The 16,841-nt window shown below is 43.7% G+C and carries 12 protein-coding genes; 11 read left to right on the top strand and 1 reads right to left on the bottom strand.

Annotation, left to right across the window (positions count from 1 at the left end; genetic code table 11):
- Positions 1 to 6: 6 nt before the first annotated feature.
- From QFZ81_RS22675 to QFZ81_RS22650, 6 genes are all read left to right on the top strand, one after another.
- Positions 7 to 1,185 (top strand): extracellular solute-binding protein, encoded by a 1,179-nt coding sequence (locus QFZ81_RS22675; protein WP_307604837.1) that lies wholly within the window; start codon positions 7 to 9, stop codon positions 1,183 to 1,185.
- Complete coding sequence (locus QFZ81_RS22670) at positions 1,182 to 2,027, top strand: ABC transporter permease (RefSeq protein WP_307441243.1); 846 nt, start codon at positions 1,182 to 1,184, stop codon at positions 2,025 to 2,027. Before QFZ81_RS22675 ends, QFZ81_RS22670 begins: the two co-directional genes overlap by 4 nt.
- Entirely contained in the window at positions 2,024 to 2,488 is a 465-nt protein-coding gene (locus QFZ81_RS22665) for a hypothetical protein (RefSeq protein ID WP_307441244.1), read from the top strand. The genes QFZ81_RS22670 and QFZ81_RS22665 overlap by 4 nt, the downstream gene beginning before the upstream one ends.
- Before the next feature lie 4 nt (positions 2,489 to 2,492).
- Positions 2,493 to 3,485, top strand: coding sequence for a CehA/McbA family metallohydrolase (locus tag QFZ81_RS22660; RefSeq protein WP_307441246.1), 993 nt, complete (start codon positions 2,493 to 2,495; stop codon positions 3,483 to 3,485).
- Positions 3,486 to 3,502: 17 nt separating this feature from the next.
- Positions 3,503 to 4,267 (top strand): glycerophosphodiester phosphodiesterase, encoded by a 765-nt coding sequence (locus QFZ81_RS22655; RefSeq protein WP_307604835.1) that lies wholly within the window; start codon positions 3,503 to 3,505, stop codon positions 4,265 to 4,267.
- A 109-nt stretch (positions 4,268 to 4,376) separates the two neighbouring features.
- Positions 4,377 to 5,477 (top strand): NAD(P)H-dependent flavin oxidoreductase, encoded by a 1,101-nt coding sequence (locus QFZ81_RS22650; protein ID WP_307604833.1) that lies wholly within the window; start codon positions 4,377 to 4,379, stop codon positions 5,475 to 5,477.
- A gap of 64 nt (positions 5,478 to 5,541) precedes the next feature.
- Here the strand turns inward: QFZ81_RS22650 and QFZ81_RS22645 are convergent, their stop codons facing one another.
- Complete coding sequence (locus QFZ81_RS22645) at positions 5,542 to 7,902, bottom strand: immune inhibitor A domain-containing protein (RefSeq protein WP_307604831.1); 2,361 nt, start codon at positions 7,900 to 7,902, stop codon at positions 5,542 to 5,544.
- 331 nt (positions 7,903 to 8,233) lie between these two features.
- On the opposite strand from QFZ81_RS22645, the gene QFZ81_RS22640 reads away from it, so the two are divergent.
- From QFZ81_RS22640 to QFZ81_RS22620, 5 genes are all read left to right on the top strand, one after another.
- Positions 8,234 to 9,955, top strand: coding sequence for a hypothetical protein (locus QFZ81_RS22640; RefSeq protein WP_307604829.1), 1,722 nt, complete (start codon positions 8,234 to 8,236; stop codon positions 9,953 to 9,955).
- A gap of 854 nt (positions 9,956 to 10,809) precedes the next feature.
- Complete coding sequence (locus QFZ81_RS22635; protein WP_307604827.1) at positions 10,810 to 12,162, top strand: ABC transporter substrate-binding protein; 1,353 nt, start codon at positions 10,810 to 10,812, stop codon at positions 12,160 to 12,162.
- A gap of 108 nt (positions 12,163 to 12,270) precedes the next feature.
- Complete coding sequence (locus QFZ81_RS22630) at positions 12,271 to 13,224, top strand: carbohydrate ABC transporter permease (RefSeq protein ID WP_307441257.1); 954 nt, start codon at positions 12,271 to 12,273, stop codon at positions 13,222 to 13,224.
- Positions 13,221 to 14,102, top strand: coding sequence for a carbohydrate ABC transporter permease (locus QFZ81_RS22625; RefSeq protein WP_307441258.1), 882 nt, complete (start codon positions 13,221 to 13,223; stop codon positions 14,100 to 14,102). The genes QFZ81_RS22630 and QFZ81_RS22625 overlap by 4 nt, the downstream gene beginning before the upstream one ends.
- A gap of 13 nt (positions 14,103 to 14,115) precedes the next feature.
- The gene (locus tag QFZ81_RS22620) at positions 14,116 to 16,836 is read left to right on the top strand and encodes an alpha-mannosidase (RefSeq protein ID WP_307604825.1); all 2,721 of its coding nucleotides are present in this window, start codon (positions 14,116 to 14,118) and stop codon (positions 16,834 to 16,836) included.
- Positions 16,837 to 16,841 lie beyond the last annotated feature (5 nt).

The following is a 16,841-nucleotide window of genomic DNA, read 5'->3' as shown; positions in this document are numbered from 1 at the left end:
TTATCTATGTTTCGCAAGAAATCCGCTGTTATGTTAGTGACGTTAATGACGGCTACCGCCGCTTTTGTATCCGGGTGCGGCAGCTCTGCAACAAATGCAGGTTCCGCAGCTCAAAGCAACAGTCCGGCCAAAGAAACAGCTAGCAGTAAACAGCCTGTCGAGTTTAACTTCTATTTTACCGGTTCACAAAATGTTAAGGAGCTGTGGGATACGCTGATTCCTATGTTCGAGAAACAAAATACGGATGTTAAAGTGAAACCGGTCTACATTCCATCGGGAACAGGTGCACAACCAACCTATGACCGCATTACGGCTGCAAAGCAAGCTAACAAAGGCTCAGGCGATATCGATTTATATGAGGATGGCTTGTCTTACGTAACTCGGGGGCAAAAAGATGGCCTGTGGGACACTCTACCAGGTGACAAAATTAAAAACTTGGCAAATGTCGATGAGAAAACGTTAAAAGATATCTCCAATCTCGCTATTCCTTATCGTTCATCTGCGGTCGTATTGGCATATAACAGTGATAAAGTAAAGACGCCTCCAACTAATTTGGATGAGCTGTATGATTGGATCAAGAAAAATCCAGCCAAATTTGCTTACAATGATCCATCTACAGGGGGTTCCGGTAATTCTTTTGTAGCGACAACTCTGTATAAATTCCTGCCAGAAGAAGCCATCCATAATTCCGATCCAAGTGTTGAAAAAGGGTGGGATCAAGGCTTTGCGCTGCTTAAGGAACTAGGCAAATCCGTTTACGGCAAAGGTATTTATCCAAAGAAAAACCAAGGGACTTTAGATTTACTGACGAGCGGTGAAGTTGATATGATACCTGCATGGTCAGATATGGTTCTTGAGCAATTGGCAAAAGGACAGCTTCCAAAAACAACGAAAATGGCGCAAATCAAGCCAGGATTTAACGGCGGACCAACCTACTTAATGGTACCTAAGCTATCGGAAAAGAAGGATGCGGTCTACAAATTCCTGAACTTCGTTCTTTCTTCTGAGGCACAAGCCGTGGTTGTAGACAAAATGCATGGTTTCCCAGGGATCAAGCTTTCAAATATGTCCAAAGAAATTCAAGACTCATTCAAAGGTGCATCCGAAGGATTCCGCTCCTTCAATATCGGCGAACTGGACAAAGATATGACCAAACGCTGGCAAAGTGAAGTTGCTGCACAATGAGTAAACAAATGAAAATGGGGATACTAGGATTGCTTCTGGTCATCCCCTCTTTTTTATTGCTCTTTGTCACTGTCGTCATTCCGATCATCATTTCCTTTAAAGAAAGCTTGACCAATAAATCTGGCGGTTATGATCTGTCCAATTATACGTATTTATTTACCGATAAGTTGATGCGCTCCAACATCATTTTTACACTGGAAGTGACGATTATTTCGGTCATTCTTGTGCTAATTATCAGCTACGCCCTGGCCGCTTATATGAGGTTCAATAACGGGACGATGGTGAAATGGATTCGCAACATGTACATGATTCCAATCTTCATTCCATCTGTCATCGCTACGTACGGTTTAATTCAATTGCTTGGCAACCACGGATGGGTCTCCCGCATGTTACTTCTGGTCAACGGAGGGGAAATGCCGCGTATTATTTTCGACATGAAGGGGATTATTATCGCTAATTTGTGGTTTAACATTCCGTTCACGACGATGCTGCTTGGGTCAGCCTTATCCGCAGTCCCCAATTCAGTCATTGAAAGCGCGAAGGATGTAGGGGCACGCAGATTGCAAATCTTCGTCCGTTTCATTTTGCCGCTTACCTATAAGACTTTGCTCGTTGCTGTTACTTTTGTATTCATGGGCGTGATCGGTTCGTTTACGGCTCCATTTCTGATTGGACCCAACGCTCCACAAATGCTAGGGGTATCCATGGAACAAGTTTTCGGCGTTTTCCAAGAAAAACAACTAGCTGCGGCTATCGCTTTCTTTACGTTCCTGCTATGTTCAGTAATGGGATACTTTTATATCCGCAGTATGATCACAGAAGAGAGCGCGAGGTCACGATGAATCAACTTATTCTGGATGTACAAGGAATTGTACATCCCAATTCCTCCAAAACGCATATTTCGTATCGGTTTCACTTAGGAAAGCAGGGTGGCAAGTTAAAGATCCATTTTGCTTATGAACCCAAAAATCTAGAAGATCAGGAACAATCGAAAACGATGATTTTCGAGAGTATAAACAAGTACACGGAACCTAATCAGCGTACGCGGATTCAAACGAAATGGGAATCCTTCTTGCCGCTGAAAAACTTGATAACCGTGTCCGTTGACGACCCTGAACGGCACCGCGGTGCGGGGCATCGGCATGATCCTGAGCAGCTGTTAGTTATCAGTGAGCTGGAAGCCTCCCCAGGCTTTGTCAGTGGTAAAATGCTAGAAGGCATGTGGCACGTTACGTTAAGTTTGCATGCGATTGTTACAGAAAGCTGCCGTTACACATTGCAAATTCATCAAGAGGAGGAATAGCGGCATGCCTTGGATTGCTTGCGAATTACACAGTCATACCTTTCACAGCGACGGAAGACAAACGCTAATTGAGCTGGCTAATGGTGCAAAAGCACTTGGTTTCGATTGTGTTGCGTTGACCGACCACAATACCATGACGGGTTTACATGATAAAGATGCCGTGGAGCAATTAACCGGAATTTCGATCATTTCGGGGATGGAATGGACGACCTTTTATGGACATATGGTTACGATAGGGCTGACCGATTTTGTTGACTGGCGTCCGGCGGGCCCAGATGATATCCATAAAGGGATTGCCAATGTTCATAGGAGCGGAGGGATTGTCGGAATGGCACATCCTTATCGCATAGGAAGTCCAATTTGTACGGGCTGCTTCTGGGAATTCAACATCGAGGATTGGAATGATATTGATTATATCGAGGTTTGGTCAGGTACGTTCCCTTCGATTAAAACGGACAATGACCGCGCCTACCGATTGTGGAGCGACAAGCTGAACGAAGGCTGCCGGATTGCGGCCACGTCAGGGCGAGATTGGCACGCTCAAGACCAAACGGATGAACCGGTATCTGTGACGTATCTCGACATCGATGACGGGGAAGAGACGGTGACGAACCGAGCTGTGCGTGCACTCGCTGCTGGTAGAGTATCGGTAACTATAGGACCTTTGTTAATGCTAGAAATACGGACCGATACTGCGTGCTACGGTGTCGGGGACGTCGTTCCTCGGCAGGATCGCAGCCACAGTTATAAGGTCGATGTAAGCATAGATTTTCATGTGCGTAAAGAGATTTGGGATTTTCAGGAACCCCATTATACGCTAAACTTGATAGGGAATACCGGTGTTTTAAGCGAGCAATTCGTTACTATGGATCAGCCGAATTACGAGATCGAAATTCTTGGCGATGAACTTCTATGGATTCGGGCTGAGCTAAAAGGTATCGTCCGTGGAGTTCGTACATTAATCGCCTTTACGAATGCTATATATGTGGATCGATGAAAGGGAGTGTTTGTAGCATGGGTTATCGATTTCCGCTCATAACTGCTCACTGCGGCAGCATGAACACGATTGATCATACGCTCGATTCCGTTCAAACGGGGCTAAGACTCGGTGCAGACGTGGTCGAGGAAGACGTTAGAGTGACGAAGGACGGTATCCCGATTTTGGCTCATGATGATGAGTGGGTTACCGTGGATGGCTTGAAATTGTCCATTTCGCAAATGACCTTTGAAGAATTAAGAGAGCTTCAGTACGAGGTCACTCATGGGGAACAACGTGAAACGATTCAAATCTGCAGATTGGAAGACATGCTGCCGCTTATCCAAGCTTCGGGTAAAGTCGTGAATTTGGATTTGAAAGTGCATGAGAGTATCGAACCTGTCGCTGCTTTAGTGAAGAAATATGGTATGTTGGAGCAAGTTTTTCTTTCAGGATGTGAGATGGATCGTGCGATGCTAGCAGAGCAATTGAATCCAGAAATGCGCAAACTGCTGAATACCGACCACAACCTGTTTAGAACACTTCCGTATAGAGATGCAATGGTAAAAACCTGCGAGGATGCACTTGGAGCCTCCTGTTTTGGCATCAACATCCATTACAGCATCGTGAGCCAAGAGTTAATGGATTATATAACATCCTTAGGGCTGCCGGTCTATGTATGGACTGTGAATGAAGAAGAGTTAATGCGACAGTATGCAGATTTAGGCGTTGCATCTATAACCACACGAAATGTTACAGATTTGGTGCAATTGAAGCAAAAGATGCGGGGTGAGTGTTCGTAATTGAAATGCTATTATATATAGAGAGGGGCTGCTGTTCAATTTCCATCCGAAAATAGAATGGCCGCAACCTTTCAACGCCTCTAAGTTCAGATCTCGATGGGAGAATACGATGAGAATTCAACTTGAAACAGACCTTTGTCAACTTTTTAATATTCGTTATCCGATCTTCCTCGCGGGAATGGCGGGAGGCCCTGGAACTGTTGAGTTGGTGGCAGCTGTCTCTAACGCAGGCGGACTTGGGACGCTGGGGGCTGCCTATATTTCGCCTAGTGCAATCCGCAAGGCAATTCGAGAGATCCGTCAGCTAACGGATGCGCCATTTGGGGTAAATTTATTTTCAATTCAAATGACTGACAAGAATGAAAGAACGAAGGAAGTTCAGCGAGAGCTAAACCAGGTAAGAGACGTTCTTGGCATAACGCAATCAACGGAGGAGCTCGTGGTAACTCCTGACCATTTTGAGGAACAGTTTGCAGTAGTGTTAGAAGAAAAAGTGCCTGTCATTAGTACGGCTTTTGGTGTTCTTCCTGAACCCCTAATGCGACAAGCTAAATCGGCTGGCATGCGCATAGTCACTATGGTGACTACGGTTAATGAAGCTATCTTGGCTGAGCAGTCCGGTTGTGATGCCATAGTTGCACAAGGAAGCGAAGCGGGCGGGCATCGGGGAACATTCGACATTTCTAATCATCCTATGGGTGCAAACATTGGCACGTTTGCGCTGGTACCGCAAATTGTTGATTGTGTTCAGATACCAGTCGTTGCCGCTGGTGGCATAATGGATGGTCGTGGGCTTGTCGCCGCCCTCGTTCTTGGAGCGCAAGGTGTACAGATGGGGACGCGCTTTTTGACTGCGATTGAGTCCGGCGCTCACGTCTCCTACCAGGATGCACTATTGAATAGCACCGAAGAGAGTACAGTCATTACCAAGGTGTTCTCAGGTCGACCGGCTAGAGGGGTACTCAATGAGTTCATCAAACAATGGGATGAGAGCGGTGTAGAGCCACTTCCTTTTCCTACGCAAAATACCGCTACACGGGACATTAGGAATGCTGCCGCTAGTCAAAGCAATGCCGACTATATGTCCTTGTGGGCAGGACAAGGTACAAGAATGCTTTCTTCAGGACAAAAAGCGGAGCAAATCGTTGCTGAAACGATCCAACAGGCCGTGTCCCTATTATCGAACGAAAGTGAAGGGAATACCAAATAGTAGGTTGAAATTGTATAGAAAAACGGAGCCACGCATAATTGCGGGCTCCGTTTATTAATTATCCTTATTTATGAATCCAAACTAATCCAGCAGAATTATCTTTCGCTTCACCGACAACTCGGAACTTTAATCCATAATTTGGCACAAGGCGCCCAGCGTCTGGAATTAATGTGTTCATATAGCTCTTGGAATCTGAGAATTCTTCTACACCTTGCAAGGATTTATAATTGTACTCGCCTCTTGTTGGGTTGTTAATGTACCATGAAGGCGTCTTGTCCAAGGAGAAGGCAGCATCCGCAACTTGATAACGTGTTGTTTGCGCGACGGAATCCTGTCCATCTTTTTTGAATACTAAAGCGTCAGAGTGAGAATCAACTACGCCAAGGAATCCTTGACCTGGATGGATACCGACCCAGTTGTCTAGATAACTGTCATCTGCATACCAAACGACAAGTCCAGTATTATATTTGACACCACGGCTGTAGGCAAGAGCTTTATCGGCTCCAGCGTAGTTTCTCCATTCCAGATAGTAATAGTGCTTCTTAAGTTCCATACCATTCGATACAACAAAGCCATCCAAGTTAAATTTAGAAGCGCCTTCGGCATCGTCTGAGAATACGACTTGACCATTTACGGTTAATTTCGCATTATCCATTGCAAAACCATCCAATGCTAGTCCACCATCCGTGACGTAGTCAAAGTGGAGGGTAACTTTTTTGCCGGCGAATTGGCTTAAATCGTAGGACTTGTCTACCCAAGCTCCGTTTGTAGATTCTGCCCGTGCGTCGCCATTCGTATCATTGTCACCAATGATATCAAGGGTAACTTGTTCATTATAAGTTGATGCTGTAACCGTTAAGTAGTCATACTCAAACTCGACATCATATAAGGTTTTAAAATCAAAGGTAGCGGTTTGTGCTTGGGTTAAATCAAACTCAGGAGTTGAAAGTGTGGTATGAAGGTTATCGCCTTTTGTACTGTAATAATAACGTGCACCGAATGCGGGTTGAATACCAGGAACTGCTTTATCCGGCAAATTGACTTTAACAATACCTGGGTTTTTCGATTTCGTTACACTTTGATCAATGATGGCAGCTGTACCTAATTTCGTAATGTCTGTGGCATCAATTTCACTCACATTTGCCCAATTTCCGCCCATTGTTTTCTGGAAAAACTCTTTATTTTGAGGTGAAAAAGAGCTAGGTGATGTACCCGCAATTTTACCGTTCCAACTACCGCCGCTCATGATCGACCAAGAAGCAACAGGTTCACCTTGTCCTGTATACTGGGTATCGTACTCATCTGGAAGTCCTAAGTCATGACCGAATTCGTGAGCAAAAACACCTACTGCACCATCTTCAGGCTGAATGGTATAGTCATAAGCAGCCATGCGGCCACCCCAATAGTCGACTCCCGCAGTTGTGCCTGCTATAGGATACACACCATTTAAAGTCCAACGGTGAGACCAAATGGCATTATCACCTAATTGTCCGCCGCCAGCTTCTTGGCCCGTTCCTGCATGAATAATCATCAAGTGGTCAACTAAACCATCGGGTTCGTTTTGGTTGCCATCCCCATCCAAATCGTATAAGTCAAACTTGTCATAATCCGCTAAATTAAGACCGGTTGCTACTGCCGCATTTAGAGCATCTTTCACTAGATCACGAGGCCCTTTAGGGCTTAAGTTATCATGACCGCCAGCAGGGTTATCATCTCCGTACTGGGCAGCTTGACCAGGAACGGTTAACCAATTGGATACATATCCATTTACGGTATAACTGCCGCCGGACTGCTCTTCATAGTACTGTTTAAAGGTTTGGATTTTAGAACCATCAAATAAGGTGAAATCTGTATTTCCAAACATGAGCTTCTGATAATGATCACGGTTGAAATCATTTGCGTACATGTAACCAGGCTCTTGTGTTACGTTGTTATGTTTAAAGTCAGAAAATTCAGTTAAAAGTACGAGTACTTTATCTTCACGAACGGGACCGTTGTATGTATCCTGTTTAGCTTCTGGAACGGGTAAGCCATTTGGATTACCTTTTTTGAAGTTCTCTTGGCCTTTGTTCAGTTGGGATAACAGCTTGGTTTTCTGCTTCGCAATAAAATCTTTTGACTTTTTGTCTATTTCATCATGATTTGAGTCTTCTTTTGATTTAACACTTTTATTGTTTTTAGCTGATACGTATGATTTGACGGCTTTGGCAATCTGCTCAGGCGTAGCATTTTTGCTTAACAGCCCTCTGTCCATTAACCCTTTTGCCAAACGCTCATCGTCTAAAATATTAAAATCTACCGGCGGTGCTTCAAGTGCCTCTGAGTAGTCGGATTCTGCTGCAAATGCAGATGATGTTGTGAAAAGTCCTGCTGTTAAACTCGTTGCTAGTAATAATCTAGTGATTTTCAAGGTGCTTTTTTTCAAAATGAAACCTCCCATAATAGAGTATGAAACCAACCTATTAATTTAACCATTGGTATATTAAAATTTATAATAGTTTGACTATTCTAGTAAGTGCTTTTAGTCCTGCGTAGTTCGACCCATATATTTCCTATTTCGACTATTTACTTGATTTTTCGAGGATTATTCGCATGACATTAGAGCGCAACCCGACATGATAATAGTGTGTGTGTGACAGTTTCTATTTTCACCTTCCATAGATTCCATAATATGCTAGACTTTCCTCCTACATCTGAGATACTATCTTCATATCATGTCTGTCATTATGGATGAAAGTTTGAAAGGGGAAGTAACGTTGGAACACGTGGAAATAGGTTCTTCAAGTCGTAGATCTTTAAAAGGAATCCTGCACCGTATCTGGAAGTACAAACTGCATTATGTAATTGTCATTCCCGCTCTTCTTTTGATTACCTTATTTAAGATTTTTCCATTAATCACAGGCATAGTGATGTCGTTTAAGAATTATGTTGTTTTTCGAGGATTATGGGGGAGTCCATGGGTCGGCTTTGATAATTTTTTTCAATTGTTCAGGAATGCTGAGTTTCAAAACGCATTTACGAATACCCTGATTATCAAATTGGCGGTTATGACGATTTGTGGAATGATTGCTTTCGTGGTTGCCTTAGCTGTGAGCGGTGTAAGGTCTAGCAAATTGAGGAATCTTACTACAACATTAATTCTAATGCCATACTTTATCCCTTCGGTTGTTGTGGCCTATGTGATATCTCATATGTTGGCACCTGTCCAACTAGAGAAGCTTAATCTTCACTTATTTATACTAGGAGATCCCAAGTTTTTTCTACCGATGCTAGTCATTGTTGAGGCGCTGAAAACTTGCGGCATACCGATTTTGTTGGCATTGGCTGCTATTGAATCTAAGCGTGCTGTGCTGCTTACTCAAAACATAGCTAGTGAAAGCTATATAAGCACGTATGTTATCCCAGCAATCCGGGCGATTCTTGCGTTTACGGTGTTTCAACTATCAACCATTCTTTCCACGGACTTCGAGCTTGTTTCGAATTTATATAATCCGTTAGTTTACGATGTTGCAGATACCATAGATACATTTTCGTTTCGATCGGGACTAATTAGCGGTAAATATAACGTAGCAAGTACGATAGGGATGATTCAATTCGTCGTCCAGTTGCTAGGAACGTTTGCTGCTTATTTGTTAGTAAGAAGACTGTTTTTTCATGATCTTTTCAATAAATCAAAAGGTATTGAGACTATTCAATTGAATAGTAAACGGAGACACACAATCGGTATCGTTGTTTCAACTTTGTATGCTATTGGGATCATAGTGCTGATTTATTATATATGTATTCAGCCATTCACTGTCCGAAGTGCTTCCGGTTTAAATCTATGGCAAGCATTACCTGTTAGTCGATATGTAGATTATTTTGTGATTAACTTTGCTGCGGTAATTGTGAATCTATTCATCACTGCAACGTTAGCTTATCCGTTAACAGTCAAAGATTTGCCAGGAAGAAACATATACAAACTAGTATTACTTTTTGTCTTAGCAGCCGGTTCAGGAACGATCTCTGAATACGTGACTATCAAAAGCTTAGGTATGATCAATACGATATACCCACAGATGATATTTGGGTTTTTTGCGATTTTGAATGTATTTGTAGTAAAAAGTATGTTTAACAGTAAATATGCAAGTCTTAAAGAACAAAACGCTGCACAGGGTCGAGGGGAGCTATATACCTTTTTCACCTTATTTATTCCAAAGGTTTGGAAGATCCTGATCGCACTTGGTGTTCTGCAGTTTGTATCTTTGTGCAATTCGTACTTCGTTTCGTCCTTGTATATGTCGAATTCGAATACTTTTTCACCGATTATGGTCTTTAGAACAATGACAACCGGTTTAAATAAAATGGGAGTCGAGCCTGGAGACCCGATTGTTATGCAGATAGCGGCTATAATAACTTTACCTTCACTTGTGCTGCTGCTTGTGTTTCGTAAATGGTTAACTTCTGAAGTTCTGATTAGTCAAGCAAGGAAGATGTAGCAGCTTCTATAGATGGGAAGAGCAAAGATGCTCGCAACACAAATACATAGTCTTGTTGGATGACTAATTCCAAGTTGTATGGACGATGATCGGTGGCAGGATTTATAGCCAGACGGGCTAGCAAGTCTATAAAGCGAAACATGAAATCTCCCCGATGCGGGAGATTTTTCTTAGGTATTTGATTTGTAGGGTTTGGGGGTAAGCGATGCTTACCCCTTTTTAGTTTAGTTTGCTTAGTTTAATTAGTTGATTCAGTTGATTGAGATTGAGATGAGTAGTGAGTAACTTTGTATCCGGTTTTTGGTCTCTGGTTTCGGTTTCTGGTCTCTGGTCTCTGGTTTCGGTTTCTGACTTTCGGTTACTGGTTTTTTGAGGAAGAAGAGGGAAATAAAGAGAGAATTTGTTCGTCCTTACTCGGCATTATCTGAGCTGAGTTGTAAAAGCCGTATTCTCATTCTATGGAGCTGTTTTATGAGAAATTGTTGTATTTATTGCAACAATCGCGGGGGAAAAGCGAATTTACTTGCGAAATGTTGTACAAATTACAACAATGCTATCCTTGGATCAAACATTGCTTTGAGCGAGTGAATGTTGGTTGATATAAGTAACAAAAGCCCAAAAAATAGCGATTATATCAGTTAGTGGGAATGGATGTGGTTTCTCGTGGGTTTTAACAAAAAAATTACACAAATTCACTGAAAGCGCTTATAAAATTGTTGACAATGCAGCTTTTGTTGGTATTATAAATACATAGGCTTCAAAAAGCCACATTGCAAGCGCTTTATATTGTGGGATTTTCGATATACAATGTGGCATTGGTTGTCTAACCATTTAACTAGGGGGAATGAAACCGTATGAAGAGAGCAAATAAATCCATGTTGGTTCTACTCAGCACAGCGCTCAGCACCGGATTAGTGTTGACTGCATGCAGCACGGATAAAACGGCAAGTCCAAGTGCAAGTGCTGGTACTGGTGCAAGTCCAGCTGCAAGTGCCGCGGTAGAGAAGCCGAAGGGGAAAGTTACACTGGATTTTTGGACTCATTGGGGTTCTACAACACGTCGTCCTATTATTGAGAAAATTATTAGTGATTTTAATGCTTCTCAGGACCGCATTACCGTTAAACATACGTTCTTGCCTTATGGAGATGGTTGGACGAAGGAACTGGCAGCCATTGCTGCAGGTAATCCGCCCGATGTCATCATTCACGATATTAGCCAGGTTGCCCAACGTGCCAGCAAGAAGCAAGTAACGAATCTTACGCCTTACTTGGCGAAGGATAACATTAAAGATCGATTCTTCCCGCACTTATACAATGCGATGCAGTATAAAAACGAAGTGTATGCGCTGCCATTTGTAACAGATACTCGCGTTTTATTCTACAACAAAGCCGTTTTTAAAGAAGCAGGACTTGATCCAGAGAAACCGCCAAAAACATGGGCTGAGTTGGAAGAGTATTCCAAGAAAATCGATAAAATCAACAACGGTAAAATTGAGCGCTTAGGCTACCATCCTCGTTTGGCAGGAGGGCAAGATGTTTTCCTGAACAATGCCGATGGCGGAAGACCATGGCTTGATGACAAAGGTATTTATATCAATTCACCAGCCCGGATTGCTGCACTCGAATGGTATAACAGCTGGGATGCCCGTTTAGGCAAAAAGGAAGTTGATGCATTCAAGGCTAGCTTTGGCAGTAAGACGAACGATCCGCTTATCGCTGGGAAATTAGCTATGAAAATTGATGCGGGCACATTCTGGACGCAAATCCGTGACTTTGCCGCTAAGAAAGAAGACTTTGGTATTGCTGCAGTGCCTGAATACAAAGCAGGCAGCGGAAACTGGAGCGTTGGTGGAGGCTTTACCATTGAAATTCCGTTTGGCGCTAAACATCCGGATGAAAGCTGGGAGTTCTTGAAATATATGACGGATGTTGATGCACAGAAATATTGGGCACAGTTCAACTTCGATAATGTATCCAATATTAAAGCATCTAATGATCCAGAGCTGATCAAGGATCCAATCTACAAATTTACAGTAGATAACTTGAAAAATACGGTGCTTGCGCCAGTGCCTGTAGCAGCACCTGATTTTGCTAACCTGCTTAATCCACAAATTGATGAGGCGATTCTAGGGAAGCAAAGCCCGAAAGAAGCCTTGGATAAAGCTCAGAAAGCGATTGAAGATTTGGTTAAGCAAAATACAAAGTAAGCTTTAGATCATAAGGGTGGAGTCGTAGTGTATTACTGCTCCACCCTTTTTTCATAAGCAGAAGCTTTCAATGTCAGTCTTCTAAAGAAATGTTAAGGAGGGACACATGTGAATCCCCAAGTGAATAAGGTTATCCATCCGAAAAAGAGAAGAAAGTGGTCTTTGGACAAGAAAGAAGCGCTAGAAGGCTATGGTTTCGTTGCTCCGTGGTTTATTGGTTTTCTGATATTTACAGCCGGTCCTCTTTTGTTCTCTTTATACGCTAGCTTTACGAACTATGACATCACTTCACGTATGGACTTTATTGGTTTCGACAACTATAAACGCATGTTTACGGAAGATCCTTTATTCTGGAAATCACTCCGAAATACCCTTTACTATGTTGCACTTGCCGTTCCGTTAACCACGATGGGCTCTGTGATTCTTGCCGTTTTACTGAATGTGAAAATTCCCGGCATGCGATGGTTTCGGACGATTTACTATCTGCCAACTGTCTTGTCCGGTGTAGCTGTTTATATGCTTTGGATGATGCTTCTTAACCCAGATTCAGGTCTCATTAATACGGTGCTCGGCTGGATTGGAATTGAAGGACCTGCTTGGCTAACGGATCCGGCTTGGACGAAAAATGCGATTGTCATGATGAAAATGTGGGCAGTCGGCGGAGGGATGCTGCTGTTTCTAGCGGCGCTGCAAGGAGTATCCGATCATTTGTATGAAGCAGCCGAGATTGATGGCGCATCCAGTATTCGTAAGCTTTGGCATATCACTGTGCCGATGATTACGCCAGTTATCTTCTTTGATGTTGTCACAAGTTTAATCGGCGGCTTCCAAATTTTCCAGGAGGGTTATGTCATGGCCGATGACCCTGGAGCTCCGGGATCTCCGGCGAACTCCCTCTTATTTTTCAATCTTCATATGTTCTTGAAAGCTTTCAAAATATTCGATATGGGATACGCCATGGCAATGGCTTGGTTCCTATTCATTATCGCAATTATCGTTACTATCATTAATATGGTGATGTCGAAATATTGGGTTCACTACGAAGGAGGAGATTCGCGATGACTGTCGCTGCAGCCGCATCTAAGAAATCGTACCATCAAAGCCGCAAGACCAAGCAAAGGATCTCCAAATGGGTCGTAACCCTTATTCTCATTGTCGGCAGTTTATCGTTTCTCATGCCGTTCTGGTGGATGATTCAAACATCTTTGAAATCATTGACAGAAGTGGTGACCTATCCACCGACCTGGTTTCCTAAAAAATTCGTTTGGGCTAACTATAAAGAGGCTTGGGAAGCAGGGAATTTCGCGAGATATTCGGCCAATTCGCTGCTAATCGCTTTAACCGCGGTTTTCGCGCATGTAATCTCAAACTCATTCATCGCTTATGGATTTGCGAAGATTCGTTTTCCTGGAAAAGGGCTGTTGTTTTCCATTATTCTTGGAACGATGATTATTCCGGGATTCGTGACACTCATTCCACAGTACATTTTATTTTCAAAATTGCATTGGGTGGGTACTTACTTGCCCTTAGTCATTCCAGGTTTTTTCGGAAGTGCATTTCATATCTTCCTTATACGTCAATTCTATTTGGGAATTCCCAATGATTTAGTTGAAGCAGCAAAAATTGACGGCGCAAGCCACTTGTATATTTGGCGTTCGATTATGCTTCCGCTGGCTAAACCAGCACTCGCTACGGTGGCAATCGGTACTTTTACTGGAGCCTGGAACGATTTCCTTGGACCGCTGCTTTATGTAAATGATGAATCAAAATATACGCTGCAGCTTGGTTTACAGGCTTTCAAGGTCAGTTCGGGCGTTAGCCAATGGCACTTGCTGATGGCAGGTTCGGTGATGGTGATGATTCCGGTCATCGCAATATTCTTCATTTTCCAAAGATACTTTATCGAGGGAATGAACATCAGTGCTGGTACGAAAGGGTAAGGAGGACAAAAACTTGGATCGCAAATATCGTGTGTTTATTTACCATCATACCCATTGGGATCGGGAGTGGTGGGCGACGATGCAGGATTTCCGTATCCGCTTGGTAGAGCTTATCGATGAACTGTTGGATACGATGGATAACGATCCGGAGTTCCGCTGCTTTTTGCTCGATGGTCAAACGATCGTCTTGAAGGATTATCTGGAGATTCGGCCTGAAAATCAAGAACGTCTTCTGCGATATATCCATGAAAACAGGATTCAATGCGGTCCATGGTACATCTTGCCGGACGAGTTTCTAGTCAGCGGTGAGGCACATGTGCGCAATTTGATGCTAGGTGCACGTATGGCTGAGAAGCTCGGCTATACAAACTTAGATGTCGGTTATATCCCGGATACATTTGGTCATATCTCGCAGATGCCGCAGATTCTCCAAGGCTTCGGGATAGACAACGCGATGGTTTGGCGAGGGCTAGGCGGTGCTTCACCCGATTTTAAACAAGAGTTTCTGTGGGAAGCTCCAGATGGTACGCAAGTGTTCACGTACTGGTTCCCAGATGGCTATTATATGGTGGATTTTCTCCATTTTGACAATCCGAACAAGACGTATGACGAAACGTACGGCAGAGTTCGTAAATCCTTGGAACGCTGGGCACCACGGGCAACGACGCATTGCCTGCTAATGCCCTACGGCGGTGATCACAGGCTGATTGATGCGCGTTTACCGCGATTGCTGAAGCAGGTAGGCGAAGATTTGAAAGAAATCGCGGAGCTGCATTGGGGGACAACGAAGGATTTCATCGAAGCCGTTCGCAGTCAGAATCCTTCATTGGAAGTTATTCATGGCGAGCTTCGTCACTTTGGCGCAGATTTGCCTCATGTATTACCCGGTGTATTGTCCGCACGCCTATATTTAAAACGACATAATTTCATCGGACAGTTGGCTTTGGAACGCTTTGCAGAACCTTTCTCAGCACTTGCCTGGCTAAGTGGCCGTAAGTACGAATCCACAATGCTATGGACGGCATGGGAGCTTCTTGTTCAGAATCATCCACATGACAGTATTTGTGGTTGCAGTATTGACGAAGTACATCGGGAGATGCTGCCAAGGTTCGCGCAATCCAAACAAATAGCTGACATTTTGACTGAGAAGAGCATTCAACACATCAACAATCAAATTGATACAAGCGATTTGGAAGATGGTGCGTTGGCGATTGTTATCCATAACTCACTCAGCTGGACGCGTGACGACACGGCTTTCGTCTGGACGGATCGAAAGTTAATGGTTCATCCAAGAACCTATATGCTGGAGGATTCGGAAGGAAATGAGGTTCCTTTTCAGGTGAAGGAAGTCAGCGGCATGAAGCCTATGACGGATAAGCATTTTTATACGGAAATAAGTTTTTCGGCTACAGACCTTCCCGGTTTTGGCTATAAGACCTATTCTTTGCGTAAAAGGGAAGCGGTTTGCGACCCCAAACAGGTGTTTTTCAACGCACTGCTGCCATCTGCCAAGATGAAGGGCAGCGAAGCCGTAACTGATTTGCAAATCGGATCCAATATCTTGGAAAATACTTTACTGCGAGTTGAAATTAATCAGCATAACGGCACGCTGCGCATTACCGACAAACAAAGCGGCCTTATTTATGAAGGTTTAGGCGCTTTTGAAAGCGGAGGGGATGCTGGGGATACCTATAATTATGCAGCCCCATTAGTTGATCGAGTGCTCCGCACGACGGAAACTCCCGTCAGAGTACACGTTTCCGCAGCTGAGGTTGGTTATGCGAGAGGAACGCTTCAAGTGGATATCGATTGGTCCTTGCCGAAGAAGCTTAGCGGTGACCTATTAAGCAGAGAAGCCGTCTACACAGATTATCGGATTAAGAATTATGTGACGCTTGCAGCAGGATCCGCAAGAGTGGATGTGCGCACAGCGTGGAACAATCAAGCGGATGACCATCGACTACGGGTGTTGTTTCCACTTGGTGAGAAGTTCAAGGTCTCGCATGCCGAAGGGCATTTCGATGTTGTGGAAAGAGAAGCATTTGTTAATGATCACGGTGATGGATGGCCAGAAACGTATGTGCAGCAGAAGCCTCAGCAAGGTTTTGTCAGTGTGAATGGCTGTGATAAAGGAATGACAGTAGCCAATAAAGGGCTGACCGAGTATGACATGCTGGATGATAAGCAGAGTACGCTGGCTATCACTTTATTAAGGGCTGTAGGCTGGTTGTCTCGGGAGGATACGCTGATTAGGGTCGGCGGCGCAGGTCCTGAAACACCTGTACCCGATGCGCAGAGTCTTGGGTTCAATGAAGCGGAGTATGCGATATTTGTTCATCAAGGAGATTGGCTGGATTCTAATATTTCTCCAAGGGTTCATGAGTATTTAACAGCTAGCTATGGATCGATAACGGGGAAACATGAGGGTGTTTTGGCAAAAAAAGATGGTTGGCTGGATATAGAGGGAAATCATACCCTCATGCTCAGCGCCTGCAAAAAAGCGGAGAAGTCCGATGCCCTTATATTGCGCTTCTGGAATACAGCTAAAAAAGCTACCTCAGCAAAAGTAAGAATGAAGATAAAGCCTGATCAGGTACGCTACGTGAAATTGAATGAGCAGTCAATGGATACGAAAGATCTCAACATGGATGCCGACGGAGCATTCACGGTTCATGCGAAAGGTGCTGAAATCATTACGCTCGAAATCAGTTTTCCATCTGTAAAAACCAAATAGATAAA

This window comes from Paenibacillus sp. V4I9 (genome assembly GCF_030817295.1).
In the GTDB taxonomy this organism is placed as follows: Bacteria; Bacillota; Bacilli; order Paenibacillales; family NBRC-103111; genus Paenibacillus_E.
Note: the sequence above shows the minus strand (reverse complement) of the source record. Positions and strands in the feature narration are given on the sequence as shown.